A 19,734-nucleotide genomic window follows, 5' to 3' on the forward strand; every position below is an offset into this window, starting at 1 on the left:
TTAACGATTTTTAATCCGATAAAATTTGCATTTCATATCGAGATAAATGCCATCCTTATAATATTCCATGCCACATTTTTTCATGACTCGAATAGAGGCTTTGTTATCAATGTCGGCATAGGCAACAATGTAGTCTGTTGCGATATTTTCTTTGGCCCAAGCCAGTAACGCACTCAATACTTCAGTGGCATAGCCCTTATTCCAATATCTTTTATGAAAAAGATAGCCAACCTTCACTTCACCATGGTCAATTTCATCAAAATAAGCCTCACCAATGAATTCTTTAGTTTGAAGTTTGAAAATAACCAAACAAGGTAAGTGCTTGCGCTCGTAGCTGTATAAACACTCTTCGATATAGTCTTTGATTTCGCGGTAACTTAAAGTCCCTTCAGGGTAGTATTTCTTAACAACGGGATCTTGTTCGATTTTTTCTAAATGGACAACATCTTCTCGCGTGATAAGTCGTAAGCCAAGATGCTTTGTTTCAATAAAGTAAGGTTCCATCTCTTAATTCTCAATAAAACAAATTAGCAATCTGTTGAATTCTCTTTTTAAGATGGACCAAAAGAGAAAGAAAATCCATCCCACGAATAAGTTAGAATAGAGTGTTGGATGACGAATATTTTTCATGTTGACAAAAAATTGTGACAGGATCTACTCTATTAGATAAATTCATAAACAATCTTCTCTTTCGGCAAAATAAAAGCAAGCAGCAGACTCTAAATGGAATTATAAAAATCTAAGGAGAGATTTTATGTCATCATATTGCACGAGGATGTGCTATTGGCTGTGTCTGGTGGTTATTTGCGCTCCGCTCAGTCTTTTTGCAGCCAAGCCAGTAAAATCAATGGTTATTTTTGGCGACAGCTTATCTGATAATGGTAATACCACCCATCTTTTAAAAAGCCTTCGACAGGATGAAAGCCCTGCTTATCTGGTAAAGCCATTAAAAATTTTTGTAATCAATAGGATGGAAGAGTTTGCTAATGACTACTATGTTCCGCAAATGGTTTTGGATGCGGGCGTTGAAATAGTAACTAATTTCTTTGACACTGAATTTGGTCCTTTCTTGGCTAATTTAGTCAGTAAAGTACGTAAGGTCCCTATTCTTCCGGGTGATCCATACTGGCAAAATCATTTCTCTAATGGACGCGTATGGAATGAATATTTGGCAACGATGGTAGGTGTCGATCGCGAAGATTTAAACTATTATGACAATCAGGCTTTTGGTGGCAGTTGGGCTGTGACCTATGATTATCAGGTCACAACCTGGAACCTAATTCGTCATCCATTGGGCACATTAAAAACCTTGATCGTGGGTAAGTTGATACCTCCTAGTTTGGGTTTGACTGTTCAAGCTTATTTGATGATGAATGGTACGCTTAACGATAAGACAGTATATTTTGTATTCACTGGGGCTAATGATTATCTGAATGTCTTATTCTTTGAGGATAATTATAATCCGGCTGTGATGAGTATATATATTGATAATGTTCTGGATGGTTTGGCAGCAGGAGTGCGCAAATTGACAAGTGCCGGGGCACGTCGAGTTGTAATCATGGGGTTACCAAACATTGGTGCAACACCTAAATTTGTGCATACGACAGACAAGCCAGTCTTAACAGCTGCGCTGCAGCAGCATAATGAACGGTTACAAAAACGAATTGCAGAATGGCAAAAAGCCTCTCCTGAAGTTGATTTCCTTTATATCGATATGGAGCAATTTTTACAAAAAGCATTGGTTAATCCGCAAAAATATGGCTTTTCTAATGTTACCGATGCTTGTATTGATGTAAAATTTCCCATGATTAACGCTTTAGCAAATTCGCCATTTGCTAGAAATTATGTATTACAGTACGCGCAACTCTTGCAATATCACGATAGACAATTTGGCCTTAAGGAAAAAAATTATCACGTATGCGATACCCCCGAAAATTACTTATTTTGGGATGAAATCCATCCTAGTACTCGGGCACATCACTATTTAGCCTACGAAATTTGCGAGGTAATGAAAGAGCACGGCTATGAAGTCACATGCCAATCACCAGCAAATATTTAGATTTTGGCGCTAAATGTGGCATACTTTGGCAATTTTGCAAAGACATCACTCTGTACTCTACAGTTAAAATAGGGTGAGCTCGATGAGGTAAGGAGTTCTAAAATGTGTGGGATCATGGGTGCAACATCACAACGTGATATTAGCAAAGTTCTATTGGAAGGATTAAGACGTCTCGAGTATCGTGGTTATGATTCAGCTGGCATTGCTTTAATTGATGATGCTAATCATTTAAAGCGTGTGCGCATTCAAGGAAAAGTTCAAGGCTTGGCTGAGGCTATGCAAGAAACTGGAATTACGGGAAATGTAGGTATTGCGCATACGCGTTGGGCAACTCACGGCAGGCCATGCGAGGAAAATGCGCATCCCCACATGTCTCATGATGAAATTGCTATTGTACACAATGGTATTATTGAAAATCATGATGTTTTACGTGAAAAATTACGCCAGGATGGTTATAAATTTACCTCTGAAACGGATACAGAAGTTGCTGCTCATCTTATTCATTTTTATTATCAGCAACATGAAGATTTATTGCGTGCGGTCAGAGAGGCTGCTCAAGACATGCATGGCGCTTTTGCTTTAGGAGTAATTCATCAAAAACGCCCTGAAGAATTAGTAGCGATACGCAAAGGCAGTCCTTTAGTAATAGGTCTTGGTATTGATGAGCAATTTATAGCTTCAGATGCCTTAGCTTTACGTTCCTTTGCTCAATCAGTTATTTACCTTGAGGAAGGGGACAATGCTCACCTGACTGCCAAGAAGGTTTCGATATTTAATGCTGCGGGGGAAGCAGTTGAACGCCAAGAGCATGTACTCAATGGTAACAATGAAGCGGTTAGTAAAGGTCCCTATCGCCATTTTATGTTGAAGGAAATTTATGAACAAACCAAAGTATTGGCGGATACACTAGAAGGACGTATTACCAGCAAAGAAGTATTAAGAGCAAGTTTTGGTGAGCGAGCGGCGTCTATTTTTGCGCAGGTAAAGCAAATTCATGTTGTCGCATGTGGTACTAGTTATCATGCCGGTTTGATTGCTCGCTATTGGTTAGAGTCCCTCACCGGCTTACCTACTCAGGTGGAAATTGCCAGCGAATATCGTTATCGAGATGTTGTCGTTGGTGATAATACGTTATTTATTACTGTCTCTCAGTCTGGAGAAACAGCAGATACTCTGGCCGCGCTTTACAAGTCAAAATCATTGAATTATTTGGCGAGTTTGGCAATTTGTAATGTGGCTACAAGCACGTTAGTTCGTGAAGCAGATTGTGTTTTCTTAACACGAGCGGGTGTTGAAATTGGTGTTGCTTCTACCAAGGCCTTTACTACGCAATTAGCCGCTTTCTTAATGTTGGCTGCGGCACTTTGTAAAGATGAACGTGCTTTACGTGTATTGGCGGAACTACAGGAATTACCAGCAAGTTGTGAGCGCGCTTTAAAAATAAATCCTGAAGTAAAAGCGTTGGCTTCTTTATTTGTAAACAAGGCGCATACCTTGTTCTTAGGACGCGGTGTGCAATACCCGGTGGCTTTAGAAGGTGCATTAAAATTAAAGGAAATTTCGTATATTCATGCGGAAGCTTATCCAGCTGGTGAGTTAAAGCATGGTCCGCTTGCTTTGGTTGATAAAGATATGCCTGTCGTTGCTGTCGCGCCAAACGATGAATTGTTAGATAAATTAAAATCAAATTTACATGAAGTAAGTGCTCGTGGTGGACAACTGATAGTGTTTGTTGATGATTCGCAAGCCTGGGAACCTGATGGGGCTCGTCTAATTCGCGTTCCTTCTTGTGGTCAGTGGGTTGCTCCTATTATTTACACAATTCCTTTGCAGTTGCTTGCATATCATGTTGCCGTTGCCAAAGGTACGGATGTCGATCAACCACGAAATTTGGCGAAATCGGTAACCGTGGAGTGAATAGCGGCAAACAATTTTGGTTAAATATTTGGCAGGAAGGAAGAATTCCCTTTCATCAACACGCTGTTAACCAGGATTTAATAGACTATTGGCCCTCCTTGGAAATACCCTTGGGGGCGACCGTACTTGTGCCCTTGTGCGGTAAGAGTCTGGATATGCTCTGGCTGATTGAACAAGGTTTCCGTGTTATAGGTATCGAATTAAGCGAAGTGGCTGTGCAGGAATTTGCCAGGGAGAACAGGTTAGAAATGACCAGAAAGGTAACCGGACAGACCATTTGCTATGTCACGGATTCGCTCTCCATTTCGGTTGCTGATATTTTTCACCTGAATCAGTTTTCCATAGCTACAGTTGATGCTATTTATGATAGGGCTTCGCTAATTGCCTTGCCGAACATATTGCGTCAAAACTATGTAAACACTTGTCTTCAATGGCTAAAGAAAAATGGAAAAATACTTTTAAAAACAATGAGCTATGATCCAAGCCAAATGCAGGGACCTCCTTTTAGTGTCAGCAGTGACGAAGTAAAGACACTTTATAAAAATTGTCAAAAAGTGCAATGTTTAAAGGAAGAGACGCATAGAATACCAAATAGTGATCATCTACACGAACGGGGTTTGCATGAAGCGACCAATAATGTTTGGCTCATCGAATGCTAATCATGTTTCTTGGAATACAAAAGCACTCATGGCGATTTTTAAAAATTGCGCTATGTTCGAGTATTGTAGCAAATTAAAACAATTTAAAACCACCTAAAAGTTCGCAAAATGAAGAGCAATCAGTATATAATGGTTGCGTTTTTTTTACATGTTTTCGGGGACGTGAATGACTCAAGAGATATTGACGGCAGCGACCATTATTGCGGAGGAGCTTAAGGTCAAAGTTTCGCAAGTTGAGGCTGCAATTCGTTTGCTGGATGACGGAGCAACTGTGCCGTTTATCGCGCGCTACCGTAAAGAAGCAACTGATGGTCTTGACGATACACAACTACGACAATTAGCTGAACGGTTATTGTATATTCGTGAATTGAATGAGCGCCGTTTAGTGGTTCTGGAATCAATTCGTGAGCAGGAAAAATTAACGCCTGAGCTTGAAAAGGCAATTCTTGCTGCGGATACTAAAACCCGTCTTGAAGATTTATATTTACCTTATAGACCAAAGCGTCGAACAAAAGCACAATTGGCCAAGGAAGCTGGTTTGGAGCCTTTGGCTTTGGCATTGTGGCAAGATCCTTCATTAGTACCAGAAGTGCATGCAGTACAATTTATTAATGCGGAAGCAGGTGTTGAAGATGGTAAAGCCGCTCTCGAGGGCGCTTGCCAAATTCTTATGGAGAAATTTGCCGAGGATGCTGAGTTAATCAGCGAACTACGGGAATATTTATGGCAGCATGCCGTATTGAAATCTGTGGTAGCTAATGACAAAAAAGCTGCAGGCAGTAAATTTTCAGATTATTTTGATTATGCTGAACCGATTAAAAAGATTCCTTCACATCGTGCCTTGGCATTATTCCGTGGACGACGTGAAAGTATATTACAGCTCAGTTTAGTTTTGCCCGACGCTGCTGAGTATGGTGAAAATCGCATCGCTTCTTATTTTAAGATTTCTGATAAACAACGTGCCGCCGATGCCTGGTTGCTTGATGTAGTACGTATGACATGGAAGGTCAAATTATTTACCAAGCTTGAATTAGAATTGCTAACACGTTTGCGCGAAATTGCTGATGAAGAGGCGATTAATGTTTTCGCCAGAAATTTGCGCGATTTACTATTGGCAGCTCCAGCTGGACAGCGGGTAACCATAGGGCTTGATCCTGGTATTCGTACAGGGGTGAAAGTTGTTGCAGTTGATGCCACTGGTAAATTGCTGGATTACACCACTATTTTTCCATTTGCACCACAAAATGAATGGCATCAAGCAATCGCTGAATTAGCCAAGCTAGCTGCAAAATATAATGTTGATTTAATTAGTATTGGCAATGGGACTGGCTCGCGTGATACGGAGCGTTTAGTTGCTGATATGATGAAAATGTATCCAGATCTGAAATTAACGAAGATCGTAGTCAATGAAGCAGGGGCTTCTGTTTATTCGGCATCTGAGCTGGCTGCCAATGAGTTTCCTGATTTGGATGTTTCATTAAGAGGCGCCGTTTCGATTGCGAGAAGGGTACAGGATCCCTTGGCTGAGCTTGTAAAAATTGAACCGAAATCAATCGGTGTTGGCCAATATCAGCACGATGTTAATCAAACACGATTGGCGCGTTCACTAGATGGTGTTGTGGAAGATTGTGTGAACGCTGTTGGGGTAGATGTTAATACAGCTTCAGCAGCCTTATTAATGCGTGTTTCAGGACTCAATGAGACCTTAGCTAAAAATGTAGTGCAATATCGTGATGAGCATGGTGCCTTTCAAAATCGTGAGCAACTTAAAAATGTTGTTCGGATGGGAGAAAAATCTTTCCAACAAGCAGCAGGATTCTTACGTATTATGAATGGTAATAATCCATTAGATGCCTCTTGCGTACACCCTGAAGCTTATGCGTTAGTTGAGAAGATTTTGGTTGACCAAAGTATTGATATCCGTAAGGCGATTGGTAATCGTGAGGTATTACAAAGCGTTAATGCTGAGCGTTACATTGATGAAAATTATGGTTTACCCACTATCCGGGATGTTTTACGAGAATTAGAAAAACCAGGTCGCGATCCACGTCCCGAATTTAAAACAGCAAATTTCAAAGAAGGCATTGAAGATATTAGTCATCTAGAAGAAGGAATGATTCTGGAGGGAGTAGTTTCTAACGTAACCAATTTTGGTGCTTTTGTGGATATTGGTGTTCATCAAGATGGTTTAGTCCATATTTCTGCAATGAAAGATCGTTTTATTAATGATCCCCATGCTGTTGTTAAAGCAGGTGATATTATTACGGTAAAAGTTGTTGAAGTAGATAAGGAACGTCGCCGTATTGGTTTAAGTATGAAATTAGGCGAAGAAAAAGGGGCTGTTGTGCACAAGAAAGTAGGGAAGCCGCAAGCACAGCCGAAGAAAATTTCAGCTTCAAAGAAACAAGAGGCGAAACCTGAAGTAAAGAAGAAACAGGATGCTACGAAGAAAACGGTTTTTAACACAGCAATGGCCGATGCTTTAGCTAAATTAAAACGTGGTTCTTAATAATGACAAACCCTCGCGGAGAAATCACAATCCAAACTTTAGCAATGCCAGCCGATACGAACGCCAATGGTGATATTTTTGGTGGCTGGCTAGTTTCACAAATGGATTTGGCGGCAGGTGTTCTGGCGAAAAAAATATCTCGTGGCCGTGCGGCAACTGTGGCTATTCATAGCATGACCTTCCTCAAACCTGTTCACGTTGGTGATATTATAAGTTGTCACGTTGAATTAATTAAACGGGGTACTACGTCAATGACTATTGCCGTTGAAGTTTGGGCAGAGCCTGCAACCATTGGTGGCAAATATAAGGTAACTGAAGGTACATTTATTTTTGTGGCTATTGATGATCAAGGAAAACCAAGAATGGTGCCCGAACAAGCATGACTGCTGACCTTGAAGATTTAAAAAAATGGATAGTGGATATGGCGGTTTTGATTATGAAAAATGCAGAGCCCGATCCCCTGCATTATGCGCCATTTCTTCAGGAACCTGACTTAGCCTTACTCCTTATTAGTCTTTTGGATAGCTTGGAAGATAATGAAGTAGAGGCTCAACACGCTTATTACTCTGCTTGTGTTTTTGCTCTGGATATTTGTGTTGCGCAATTACAGGCCGCAGAAGAAAGCGGCAACAAAACGGCAATGAAAACGCTCGACCAATTGATGTTCACGATTGCTAAGGCGATTAATAACGGCAAGCATTCCTTAAGTTTTTGGCTTCCTATTTTAAATGCTTTTTATGAAGTTCATGTTGAATTAACTCCTGAATTAAAAGAGGCATATCTTAATTTGGCAGGTCAAGAGGAAGAATTATCTCCTGAAGAAGAGATAGATCATTTACATGCCATCCGTGACATGATAGAGGAATTATCTGATCTCTCCGTGTTTGATATTGCAGAAAATTTTTTCGCACAAAGTTATGCCATGCCTTCAGATTTCTTCGCTGATTTAATTATCGACTTGTATAGTATTGAAGAGGGACAAGAGATTGGATTGTTGACACTCTTGCATCCAAAAAAAGAGGTGCGTGAAGTTGTTGTTGCAACTTTTGAACAGCTCATAAAAACTATCACCTTAAGTCCAATTTCCCTTTCTCGTTTGCAAGCCATTAAAAACTGGTATCCCGAATCTTATCATGAGCAGTTCGAGCGCTGGATTAAAATTCAACGTATGAAAGGAGTTGTGTTCAGTTCAGAAACATCAACGCCTTCAATACATATTAAGGCAAGTGAAGTAGATGGGAGCGGTGCTCAAGGTATCTTTATCCACGCAAAATTACAGCGGAAGAATTATTTATGCGGTTTGTTATTTAAATATAAATTCGGCATTAAGGATGCCTGGATCACGCCATCGATTCCTGCGAACGAAGTACCAAAATATTACAGTGAAGCTTTTGATGACAGTGTAACGTTACGCGATGTAGATACCTCCTATTTATTAATGATGACCGGGCATTTTTTAGCTTTAATGATTAAAAAAGGGGAAATGCCTGATTTACATTTATTAGAGATTCAAGAACTTCTTGGGTTACATTTCCTGCCCCACTCTATGGATATTCCTTATTTAATTGAGCAACTTAGCGTACAGATTACGCCATTTACTCCAGAGGCTATGCAACTATCCCTGAAACGCTCCAAAAATTGGCCAAAAAATAAGCGATTTACAGAGTCTTGGTACATAGAAAATTCGCATATTGATAAATTAGTTAATCGCTATTGTACAATTATTGACGGCGTAAAAGTCTGTTCAACAGAGGAAGCTATAGCCGACATTTTCGCTCATGAGTTAGAAAAACAGCGTGATAAGTGGTTATTTCATTTTTTATGGATTGCATTATGGATTAAATCAAAAATGCGTAAAAATGAAAAAATATGGCAAGACAGTCTTTTTATTGCTTATGCAATTAACTCAGGCATGCCGCTGGCAGAAATTCCTATTATGCATGAAATTTGTCAGCAATCAGTTATTAATAGCATTGAGACAATGAATGAGCGCCGGACTCATTTAAATAAAGAATAAGGACCTGTGGATAATTTTTCTTCTAAGTTGAATATTTGCTAAATAATGAGGCAAGAAAATCTGTAAGTTCCTGATAAATAAGTAAAATTTAAATAAAATGGTTGGGTTGTATTATCCACAAAATCTGTGGATAAAGTTGTGGGTTTCTGTATGAATTCTTGAAAAAACTGGAGCTTATAGAATTGTATTTATTTACACCAAAAAATTGCTTTATGTTCATCTTTAAACGAGGTAGGCAATAGACATCGGTTGGGAAAGAATCAATGTCCTTATCTTTTTTATTCCCTAACTAGCGTAGCATTTTTGGCATTAAAAACGGTTGTATTATTAAATCTTTTATCAAATAAAGCCTTGACAGATCGGTTAAAAAATTTAAGGCTAATAAAATTTGCCAATTTAAAAAGTGATTGTACATAGAATTATCTTCAATCCAATATGAAGCTTGGTTTGTTTCGCGAAAACAAGGATGTGCGGTACATCATTTGCAGTGTTTAGAGCAAATTGTGAGGCGCACCCGCATACTAGTTTGATAAGCCTGATACAGAGAGTCTAACAAAGATATGTATGTACCAGTAAAAATTAAATTTTCAATCTGTCTTATTATTGCAAGTTCCTGGTTAGTGTTTTGTTTCTGGCTTTCATTGCGTTGGATTTTTGATTTAGCAGAATACATTACTCTTTTTCCAGCATTACTTATTGTATTTTCAATAGCGCTTATTCCTGGTTTTATGTATATGTTTCTTCTGGCAAGTTACCTACTTGATAAACGTGAAAGAAATATTAGCAATGATTATTATCCACCTATTACTATCTTGATAGCTGCTTATAACGAGGAAGAATCAATAGCATTCACTTTGGCCGCAATTAATCAACAACAATATCCTAACACAATTGAGACAATTTTAATTGATGACGGATCTACCGATAATACACTTAGAAACGCAAAGGCTGTCAAAATTGATGATCTATCGATTATCCAGGCACCGCATGGTGGCAAGGCAAATGCTTTAAATGCAGGTTTGGCGCTCGCTCGATTTGATTGGGTAATTACGTTGGATGCTGACACGTATTTATTACCGAATGCAATTCAAGAACTTGTTGATAAATTGTTTATTGGACCTGAAGGCACCATTGCCTGTGCTGGCTCTGTTTATGTAAAAAATTCCCGTCAGAGTTTAATGACCAAAATTCAAGAATGGGATTATTTTCATGCTATCGCTGTCATTAAACGTTCTCAAAGCCTTTTTCAGGGAACTTTAGTTGCTCAGGGCGCATTTTCAATATATCAAAAGAAAGCTTTAAAAGCAGTTGGTGGATGGCCTAATCTAGTGGGTGAGGATATTGTTTTAACTTGGGCATTACTAAATAAAGGTTATCGTATTGATTTTGCAGAGAAAGCAATTTCTTTTACCAGTGCGCCTGTGAGTTATCGCCAATTTTTTCATCAACGAAGTCGTTGGGCGCGAGGATTAGTGGAAGCATTTGTTCACTACCCTCGAATTTTAAGGCGTTGGCGATTGTCGACATTTTATATTTATTGGAATTTGTTCTTTATTCTGTTTGATACCGTTTTCTTTTTCGTTTTTATGCCGGGGCTTATAGCTGCCTTGTTTGGGTATTATTACATTGCCGGCCCCATGACATTGGCTGTGATTCCCTTGGCATTTTTTAATAATATTATCTTTTTTATAGGTCAAAGGGATTTATTTAAGCTAAGTGGTTTAAAAGTTAGAAAAAATCTGCTTGGCTTTATTTTTTATATTTTGTTTTATCAATTTTTAATGAATCCTGCAGTTATCCATGGCTATGTCTCGGAACTAGCGCGGCAGCAAAAAACATGGGGAACCAAATGACGCGACCAGTTCACATTGCCCTTCTTTTAATTTTGGTGTTTCTGTCAGGCAATACATTTTCTGTTTGGGCTGCGAATGAAATCACCAATTCTGATTTGTCTGCTGCAAAAAAATTGATTGAACAGCAACGATACCAGGAAGCAATTACGCTAATGGTAGAATTGAGAGTCAGCGATAAAAATCCAGAGGTAGATATCACGTTAGGGGATACCTATATCACGTTGGAAAATCCAATGATGGCTCTTTTTTACTATGAGGCCGCTTATGATAATGCCAAATTAAATAACAATGAGGTCATGCTCCGTATTGCGTTATTTCGACTCGCGCGAGTCCAGCTAAGATTAAGCTATGCTCAAAAAGCAGCCATAAATTATCAGACACTTTTGAAAATGAAACTCTCTCAGGAAGATCAGGTTATTGCTGAAGAAGGTTTAAAAAGAGCTCAAGAAATTCTATTTGGAGAAAAGTTACAACAAGCCATTATTCTTGTAGAACAAGAAAAAGGTGCGGAGGCCTATGCGTTAATTCAAGATGAATTAGCGACGAATAATAAGAGTTTTCGTCTACAGATTGTTGCAGCTCAAAGTTTAGCCATGATGGAAAATCCTAAACAAGCTCTCTCTCATTATCAGCAAGCACTTACTTTGAGCGATTCCACCGACCAAAAGAAGACTGCTCTTATGGGAATCGTTAAAATGCAATATTGGTTGGGAGAAGATAGCACTGCTCAGCAAACGCTCAGTCAATTAAAGGAATTACCTCTTTCGCAACAAGATAAAGAGCAGATTAATGAGTTGGTAGCTGCATCAGGAATGGGTAGCAGTATACCTGGTATCGCAAATGAAATAAGTTTGGCTAAAGGAGAGGAGATTATCTTAGGCGAAAAATTGCAGCGCGCAATTACACTGTTAGAAAAAGAAAAAGGGGTAGAGGCTTATGCTTTAATTGAAGATGAACTAGGAAAAAATACGAGGAGCTTCCGCTTACAAATGATTGCGGGCCAAAGCTTGGCAATAATGGAAAGGCCGAAGGAAGCTCTCTCTCATTTCCAGCAGGCGCTCAGTTTAAGTGAGTTGCAAGAGCAAAAAAAAGCAGCCCTATTAAATATCCTTAAGATGCAGTATTGGTTAGCAGAACAAAAGGCTGCAAAGGAAACGTTGCGTCAGTTACAAGCGTTGTCATTAACACCAGACGATAAACAACAAATCAGCAAATTAACGGCAAAGTTTTTTAGTAAAACGCGTTCGGCTGGAAAAATTGCCAAACCTGCTGATACTCTCATGGATAATATTCGCTCGGCATTAAAAAAAGAGGACCCCAAAAAAGCCTTCATTCTTTTGACTAACTATCCAAATAAAACTACTTATCTTTATTATCTATCAGTCGGAGATACCTTATTTTTGCTTGAGGATCCCCGCAACTCTCTGGATTATTACCAAGCAGCTTACATGCGAGCCGCGAATGAAGAAGAGAAAAAAGCTGCTTTATTTGGTATTGGTAAAACAGCACTGTGGCTTGAAGAATACAATAAAGCCTTGGATGCGTATCAACAGCTTAAATTTCTGCCATTAAACAGGGATGATCAGGAAATAGTCACTACTGGACTTGTTATAGCACTTACAAATATTGATTATCCTTATAAAGCATTTTTGCTGGTAGGTAACCAACATTTATTTAATTATCCCATGAGTGTGATGGCTGCTACTCGAGCAGCGCTCTATTCCGGGCTAGCTTATAAAGCCAAGGCTATTTGGCTCGCTAATGCACTAACATTGCAAAAAGTACCCCCTGATAATTTTTTACAACGACAGATAAGAGAAATTAATTGGCTTTTATTACAGGATACATCAACGAGCTCTATGGGAACTAATTATTACACGGTAAAAGACACTGATAATTTTAGAATTATTCGGCAATCAGCGGATTACAGTTATCGAACATTTGGCATCAATTCAAATACAACCCTAACAGCTGGACAAAATTTTTATTTAGATCCGCAGAATTCGGTCATGATGGATACCGTGTCTCTACGCCAAACATTGATAAATTTGGGCGATCACTTGGACTTGGATTTTACTGCTGCTACAGCCGATTTACATTATAGCCCTACCCCAGAGGATGCCTGGCATCCTTTCTTATGGCGGACAGGATTTTTCTTTCATCCCAATGATTACTGGTCATTCGCTGCTTACAATAGCCAGGAGGTAGTGGAAGCAATTCCTGCCTTACAGAATAAAATACAGTTTAATACCAGTGAGGGCACCTTAATTATTCATCCGATTTCACGGGTTTATTCTCGTTTTTCATTATTTCATAATGAATTTACGGATGAAAATAGACGTGATGGCGAATCGATAGCAGTGAATTATTTATTGATGCGTCAACTGGCTTTGTTCACTGAATTTCGTTACCGCAATTATCGTAATTCGCTCTATAGCAATGGGAATTATTTTAGTCCTGCTAAATTGGAAGAAAAATCCATAAATCTTATTCTTAAGAGACGAATATCTGCAACCTGGGCTGTTTACACCGAAGGTGGAATAGGCCGTCAAGCAATATTACCCACGCCGTTTGATGAGGAACAGAAAGCGCCTACATTTTCATATGATCTGAATATAACCGGAGCCCTAACAAATAATTTGCGCGTCAACGTCATTTATGGGTACAGCCAAAATGCTTTTGGCTCATTTGTAGGCAGTTATGCCCGAACTTATTTTGCAATTAATTTCAAACTTTTTATGAATTAAAGTAATACTTTTATCTAATACTGCTGCACCATTACAATAATAAGGCCCTTATCTAATGGAAACTAATGAATTAGTCTATGCTGTAAAGCGCATCTTCATCTCTATTTTCATGTTTAAAGGTAAGTTTCATTTGTTTTTGAATAAACAATACGTCATGCCCGCGTATGGACGTGAAAGCTCGTACAGAGCAGCTCAGCTTTAGAAAAATGCCGCCACTATGTCGCTTAGATTAGAGTTCACGCCACAGATAAAATGATAAGAAGGTGCATAGATAGTTAGTCAGGCCTAATCTTTGCATTGTAAAGTCATTCTTTATATGATCGCGTTATTTTAATTATTATTAAATTTCAATGTGGATAATTTGGCTTCGTTTATTCTCTTTTTTAGTGATGGCATAGTAATTATTCCATTTATTGTATTTGGACTTATTTGCCTTGATCGCAGTATGTTTAACAATGCAGCATACCTGGTTTTAATCAGCATATTGATTAATGTGGCTTTAAAGGTAAGTTTTCAAATCCCCTTACCAGCATCGGTAGCCAAAAACTGGTTCGCCTTTCCCAGTGGTCATATGCAGATGGCTGCAGTTTTTTATGGATGGTTAGCCTGTAGAATCAATTTTCTTTGGTTTAGAATTCTTGTTACCGTCATTTTATTTGGCATTGGTTTTAGCTTGATACATCTGGGCTATCATAATGTGTGTGATGTTATTGGCGCGCTTTTTTTTGCTCTTTTGATAGTAACAGGGTATCAAAGGTTGTTATCTAAAACTCCGCAAAATCTAATCTGGATTCTTTTATCTACAGCAATTTGCTTATTAGTCTATATTCAGCTTGTATATGCCAAGATTCCTACCCATGCCAAGGTAGCATTTTATGCCTTATTGATTTTGCTGCTAGCAAAAAAATTAGTAATGTCTAGAAGAACCAGAAATAAACACCATCAATAACAATAGCTTGATGGTGCTTATCCTTTAAAATTTAAGAGTATTATCTTGACCTGGTATAGGCTCTGGTTTCTTAATAGGTTCTACATCGGGCAATGGTTCCGGTTCGATTTCAGGTTCCTGAATCGGTTCAGTTTCCGGACGTGTTGAGGGATCGGGCTCATTTGGTTCGGGTAAGGGTGGGTCTTCCAATGGTGCGTCCTGGTTATTATTTTCCATATTACCGCCTAACATACCAACCAGTTGAAAGAGAGCAATTTTGATTTGTACTAACTCACCCGCTATACGATTTAACTCAAAACTTGCTTGTACAGTTTCCTTTGAGACTTCCATATCTGACTCCAAGTATCTGAAACGATACAATTTAAATACGGTGATAATTGGAAAGTCATGTATTCCCTTCACTTAGCCTCCTTTGAGTTAACTTTCCAGAAGCAAAGAGTGAACAAAAAATGTGCACTCACTTTAAACTTACCACACGTGTGGAACTTGTCAATACAAGGTAATAAGGTAAATGTGTATGGCTTAGGAAATCGCGATTAGCATTTTTGGCAGATAAATGAGATTCGACCTGTAGCTTCCAAATAAGCAGCGGCAATTTTTTTAATATCAGTTGTATGTAATTGCGTACGCATTTCTGCTAATACATCATTTTCCGTGAGGTGGTATTGTTGTAATTTTTTCTTTAAGAATTCGCCCTCTTCAATAATTAGACGGGCCTCACCCTTGAACAGCGGTTCTAGCTTTTTAAATCGATAGGTGAGGATAGCAATGCCACGATGAAAAAAAACGAGACTCATGGATGCAGTTACGGTGGTTAGTAAACTAGATGATCCATTGATTCCGCGACTAATTAAACCGCCAAGTATTACTAATAATAAATAATCAAAGGCCGTGTTGAGACTATAGCGGCGATTACCATAACGAATAAGAATGATACTAACAATAAAAAGCAAAAATGAGCGAGCCACTACATAGATAAGGGCGGGATCACTGTTCAAGTTTGATAACCACTCCATCAATTCTCCAGCAATTAAATTCTCGCGATACATTAAAACAAGTGTACAAGATTCAGTAAATTAAAACAGTACTTGATAAATAACAAATTTTTAATCCCTGATTTCATGGAGATGTACGAAAATTTGCCATATTTAAGATGCTCGTCTATGCTTAAAGATAGGCCATATATTTAAAGGGATTAATTAGTGAGTTTTGGTGAATATTGCTTTTAGTGTTACCTCGAACAGCAGTATTACCGATGGCCCTCTCAATCGAGGCTAATGTATTTACCTAACGTTAGCTCATATTTTAATTATCCCAATACTGCTGCTTGAACCAGGAATGGTTTCACTCTAAAAGCTATTTAGAGAATATTCTAAATAGAGCCCGATAAAATTTTATTTCACTATCGATGGAATGAGAGGATTTAATTATGGATAGATTATTCCGACTGAAGGCTGCCACAATCTTATTATCTAGTTCTTTGGCCTTTGGTGCTTTCGCCAATGTCAATTCAATAACGGCAACACCTTCCACTGATCCGGCTCAAGCTATTGATCCAGATAGTATCCAGGTCAGCGACCAATCTTTACTCTCATCAGTACGAACCGCATTAAGTGCCTATAAAAACAAAGTCTATATTTCAGTAGACAATGGCATTATTTATCTTGCGGGGCAATTGGATTCCGATACCGATTATGAAAGAGTAATAAATTTGACACAAGCAACGCCAGGTGTAGGAGAGGTCAATGTCGATAAGCTGGCTGTAAAAGACAGTCAACAGCCGTTAAAAGATAGTTTTTTAACAGCCAAAATTAAAGCAGCTTTAATGCAAGCAGATTTGATGGGCAAAGATTTACCCTCTTGGTCAATCAGTGTAGAGACTAAAGATGGGCAAGTTTTTTTGTCTGGTCAAGTTGCCTCAAATAAGGAAAAACAAGCCATTATGGAAGTGGTTAAATCCGTCAAAGGCGTCAATAAAATAAGCGACAAAATAGATGTTTCCGCAAATCCTGCTGAGGCGAACAGTTAATGGAAATTAACACTTATAAAGGAGGATTTAAAATGTCACGTCAAATCGTAAATGCCGAAGATGTTATCGGTGTAGAAGTTAGAAATCGGCAAGGTGATAATTTAGGAACAATCGAAGCGCTCATGCTGGATAAATATGAAGGTTTCGTTTCCTATGTAGTATTGTCCTTTGGAGGTTTTTTAGGAATGGGCGACAAATTATTTGCTATGCCCTGGAGTATATTCAATTATGACGATAAAGCAGAATGTTTCGTTATTGGAGTTGATAAAGAAACCTTAAAGAACTCTCCTGGCTTTGATAAAGATCATTGGCCGGATATGTCTAACCCAACTTGGGGAGCTGCAATTCATAAATATTATGGTGCTCTTCCTCATCGAGCAAGACATTAAAACAGGAAAAAAATTTTTCTTGCTTGCTCTTTAGAGAAAATCAGAGGAGGTTCTCACTTCCTCTGTGAGGAGGAATTATGACTATCAAAAGGCAGCAACCGCCACAGCATCAATCCAAACAACCTGGTATTGAAGCTTATATGTTACCAAAACCGCAATATATAAACCCTGATTACCAAGGAAGTAATAAGTTGATAGGTAAGACAGCGCTTATTACTGGTGGGGATAGTGGGATTGGGCGCGCGGTGGCTTGTGCTTTCGCCCTGGAAGGAGCTGATGTTATTGTTCATTATTTAAATGAGCATCAAGATGCCGAAGAAACTAAACAATTTATTGAGAATGCGGGAGCAAGATGTTGGTTGATAGCAGGTAATTTACAGACTTATGCCGCATGTGAGAACTTGGTAAAAAAAGCTTTAGACCGATGTCCGCATCTTGATATTTTAGTTAATAACATTGCTGAACAGCATCCTCAAGATACCATTGAAGATATTAGTTGTGAGCAACTAGAAGAAACCTTTAAAACAAATTTCTTTTCTTATTTCTATATGATTAAAGCCTCACTACCTCATTTAAGAAAAGGTAGTGTTATTATTAATACTACTTCTGTTACCGCTTATAAGGGAAGTGATCACCTCATTGATTACTCTGCAACCAAAGGAGCAATTATTGCTCTGACTCGCTCTCTTTCACAAAATCTAATTGCCAAGGGTATTCGTGTCAATGCAGTTGCTCCGGGACCTGTATGGACCCCCTTAATTCCGGCAAGCTTTACTGCTGAGGAGGTAGCAGAGTTTGGTACACAAGCGCCTATGAAGCGGGCGGGGCAGCCGTCAGAGATTGCACCGGCGTATGTATTTCTTGCCTCTGCAGATTCTTCTTACATGACAGGACAAGTATTACATCCGAATGGTGGTGTGATAGTAAATAGTTAGATAATTTTGAATAAGAAATTCGAGAAGATCAATGAAGGCAAAAGCCAAGTCTCTCCAGCTTGTCATCCTGAAAACGGCATAGCCGTTTGAAGGATCTCCTAAATTTGCAAACTACGAATATAACAAGTAATTAGTGACATAAGGTGAATGAAACTCAAAATCGCCAGTTTATATTTGCCTGTCCAAGTTTTTTATTTAATTCTTTGAAATAAAAAATGGTTTCTCAATTTTTTTGCCATCCATTCAGGAGATCCTTCAAACGGCTATGCCGTTTTCAGGATAACGAGCTAGGGGGAGATTTTCAGAATGATGGGCTGAGCGAGTCAATCAGGATGACGGGTTTGGGAAGCGCTCAGGGATGACAAGCCGGTGAATTATAGAATAGTTAGATTGAATTTTTATTGCTATAGTTAAAAATAAAGTGGAGCTCTCTATGTGTCGCTTTGTTGCCTACCTCGGACACGAGGCCTTGTTAGACGATATCCTGGTTAAACCTGTTAATTCTATTGTAATGCAAAGTTTGCATGCGCGTGAATCCGTTGTTCCAACCAATGGTGATGGGTTTGGCTTAGGTTGGTATTCTCCCTCCATCAGTTCCGACCCAGCTTTATTTACATCGATTTCTCCCGCCTGGAATGATAGGAATTTATTGCATTTAACAGCCAAAATTAAATCGCCGTGTTTTTTTGCTCATGTGCGTGCAGCGGGGGCAGGTGGCGTAACTAATTATAACTGTCACCCTTTCATTCATGGCCGCTGGATGTTAATGCATAATGGCGACATTGCTGATTTTATTGTTGTTAAACGGCATATGCGACACTTATTGGATGATGACATCTATCATTGGATCCAGGGCGAAACGGATTCTGAACATTTGTTTGCCTTATTCTTACAATTAGCCAAGGGGAAAGATTTAAGTCAAATAACGGTTGTTGCTGATGTTTTAGAAGAAACATTTGCACAAATTAATGAATTGATAAAATATTTTGGAGCCAGTGAGGCTTCCTTTTTTAATGTTTGTTTGACAGATGGCGAGAGATTATTTGCCAGTCGTTACACGACACATAAGAAAGCAAAGCCTGAATCACTGCATTATTTTGTAGGAAGTTGTTTTACTACCTTTGGTCATAAAGTAGAGGCACCTTCAGAGCACATCCACCAGTGTGTTTTAATTGCCTCCGAAAAACTTACTGATTTTAATACGGATTGGCAAGATGTTCCGGCCAACCACTTATTATTGGTTGATCACAAGCATGAGATAAAATTGCGAGCTCTAAATAATTAGATATAGTTTGTGTTTTTATTACCATGTGTTGTGAGCTGCAGAGACGGTAGGTCCAATTTGCTATACTAGATTAAAGAAGAGTATTTTTGTGTTTAGCTTTATGGGAGTAGGTAAATGGACATAGGGATTAGAGGAAATTCTCATTTAAAAAAGCAAGCGAATAAATTATTGGGTAAGAGTAAAAAATTGGCTAATAGTTTGTATGAGGAAGGGAAGGACACAATTTCTCATGTAAGCGAGGATATCAAAGACTATTCCGATTTAGTGATAAAAAAGGCCCGTAAAAGACCCTTGGCAACATGGCTTTTAATCAGTGGCATAAGTCTTATTGTACTGTCTACTTTTATTCGTCGCTAAGAAGTAGTGATAGGTAATTTTATGAACTA

Annotated in this window: 17 protein-coding genes; 14 read left to right on the forward strand and 3 right to left on the reverse strand. The window is 38.7% G+C overall.

Features of this window, described 5'->3' with window-relative positions; all coding sequences use genetic code 11:
- Entirely contained in the window at window positions 1–504 is a 504-nt protein-coding gene (locus PXX05_RS14385; protein ID WP_275088880.1) for a GNAT family N-acetyltransferase, read from the reverse strand.
- Window positions 505–754: 250 nt separating this feature from the next.
- On the opposite strand from PXX05_RS14385, the gene plaC reads away from it, so the two are divergent.
- The 9 genes from plaC (at window position 755) to PXX05_RS14430 (ending at window position 14,710) form a co-directional block, all read left to right on the forward strand.
- Entirely contained in the window at window positions 755–2,059 is a 1,305-nt protein-coding gene (gene plaC, locus PXX05_RS14390; protein ID WP_275088881.1) for a lysophospholipase/glycerophospholipid:cholesterol acyltransferase PlaC, read from the forward strand.
- A gap of 102 nt (window positions 2,060–2,161) precedes the next feature.
- On the forward strand, window positions 2,162–3,976 hold the full coding sequence (glmS, locus tag PXX05_RS14395) for a glutamine--fructose-6-phosphate transaminase (isomerizing) (protein WP_275088882.1): 1,815 nt from the start codon (window positions 2,162–2,164) through the stop codon (window positions 3,974–3,976).
- Window positions 3,973–4,635, forward strand: coding sequence for a thiopurine S-methyltransferase (locus PXX05_RS14400; RefSeq protein WP_275088883.1), 663 nt, complete (start codon window positions 3,973–3,975; stop codon window positions 4,633–4,635). The genes glmS and PXX05_RS14400 overlap by 4 nt, the downstream gene beginning before the upstream one ends.
- A 166-nt stretch (window positions 4,636–4,801) precedes the next feature.
- On the forward strand, window positions 4,802–7,144 hold the full coding sequence (locus PXX05_RS14405) for a Tex family protein (RefSeq protein ID WP_275088884.1): 2,343 nt from the start codon (window positions 4,802–4,804) through the stop codon (window positions 7,142–7,144).
- A 2-nt stretch (window positions 7,145–7,146) separates the two neighbouring features.
- Complete coding sequence (gene yciA / locus PXX05_RS14410; RefSeq protein ID WP_275088885.1) at window positions 7,147–7,527, forward strand: acyl-CoA thioester hydrolase YciA; 381 nt, start codon at window positions 7,147–7,149, stop codon at window positions 7,525–7,527.
- Entirely contained in the window at window positions 7,524–9,161 is a 1,638-nt protein-coding gene (locus tag PXX05_RS14415) for a hypothetical protein (RefSeq protein ID WP_275088886.1), read from the forward strand. The genes yciA and PXX05_RS14415 overlap by 4 nt, the downstream gene beginning before the upstream one ends.
- Before the next feature lie 560 nt (window positions 9,162–9,721).
- On the forward strand, window positions 9,722–11,014 hold the full coding sequence (locus PXX05_RS14420; RefSeq protein WP_275088887.1) for a glycosyltransferase family 2 protein: 1,293 nt from the start codon (window positions 9,722–9,724) through the stop codon (window positions 11,012–11,014).
- The gene (locus PXX05_RS14425; protein WP_275088888.1) at window positions 11,011–13,761 is read left to right on the forward strand and encodes a tetratricopeptide repeat protein; all 2,751 of its coding nucleotides are present in this window, start codon (window positions 11,011–11,013) and stop codon (window positions 13,759–13,761) included. The genes PXX05_RS14420 and PXX05_RS14425 overlap by 4 nt, the downstream gene beginning before the upstream one ends.
- Window positions 13,762–14,113: 352 nt before the next feature.
- Complete coding sequence (locus PXX05_RS14430; RefSeq protein ID WP_275088889.1) at window positions 14,114–14,710, forward strand: phosphatase PAP2 family protein; 597 nt, start codon at window positions 14,114–14,116, stop codon at window positions 14,708–14,710.
- Between the two features lie 24 nt (window positions 14,711–14,734).
- Here PXX05_RS14430 and PXX05_RS14435 read toward each other — a convergent pair whose 3' ends face one another.
- Together PXX05_RS14435 and PXX05_RS14440 are read right to left on the reverse strand one after the other, a co-directional pair.
- Window positions 14,735–15,040 carry a hypothetical protein gene (locus PXX05_RS14435; RefSeq protein WP_275088890.1) on the reverse strand — a complete coding sequence of 102 codons (306 nt, stop codon included), beginning with the start codon at window positions 15,038–15,040 and terminating at the stop codon, window positions 14,735–14,737.
- A gap of 206 nt (window positions 15,041–15,246) precedes the next feature.
- A complete protein-coding gene (locus PXX05_RS14440; RefSeq protein WP_275088891.1) occupies window positions 15,247–15,759 on the reverse strand; it encodes a YetF domain-containing protein in 513 nt (170 codons plus the stop codon).
- 380 nt (window positions 15,760–16,139) lie between these two features.
- Between PXX05_RS14440 and PXX05_RS14445 the strand changes: the two genes are divergently transcribed.
- The 5 genes from PXX05_RS14445 (at window position 16,140) to PXX05_RS14465 (ending at window position 19,705) form a co-directional block, all read left to right on the forward strand.
- On the forward strand, window positions 16,140–16,739 hold the full coding sequence (locus PXX05_RS14445; protein ID WP_275088892.1) for a BON domain-containing protein: 600 nt from the start codon (window positions 16,140–16,142) through the stop codon (window positions 16,737–16,739).
- Between the two features lie 32 nt (window positions 16,740–16,771).
- Window positions 16,772–17,128, forward strand: a complete 357-nt coding sequence (locus tag PXX05_RS14450; RefSeq protein WP_275088893.1) for a PRC-barrel domain-containing protein — start codon at window positions 16,772–16,774, stop codon at window positions 17,126–17,128.
- A gap of 77 nt (window positions 17,129–17,205) precedes the next feature.
- Window positions 17,206–18,063 (forward strand): SDR family oxidoreductase, encoded by an 858-nt coding sequence (locus PXX05_RS14455; protein WP_275088894.1) that lies wholly within the window; start codon window positions 17,206–17,208, stop codon window positions 18,061–18,063.
- A 433-nt stretch (window positions 18,064–18,496) separates the two neighbouring features.
- Window positions 18,497–19,348 carry a class II glutamine amidotransferase gene (locus PXX05_RS14460; RefSeq protein WP_275088895.1) on the forward strand — a complete coding sequence of 284 codons (852 nt, stop codon included), beginning with the start codon at window positions 18,497–18,499 and terminating at the stop codon, window positions 19,346–19,348.
- Between the two features lie 114 nt (window positions 19,349–19,462).
- Window positions 19,463–19,705, forward strand: a complete 243-nt coding sequence (locus PXX05_RS14465; RefSeq protein WP_275088896.1) for a hypothetical protein — start codon at window positions 19,463–19,465, stop codon at window positions 19,703–19,705.
- Window positions 19,706–19,734 lie beyond the last annotated feature (29 nt).

This window comes from Legionella cardiaca, from assembly GCF_029026145.1.
Taxonomy (GTDB): domain Bacteria; phylum Pseudomonadota; class Gammaproteobacteria; order Legionellales; family Legionellaceae; genus Tatlockia; species Tatlockia cardiaca.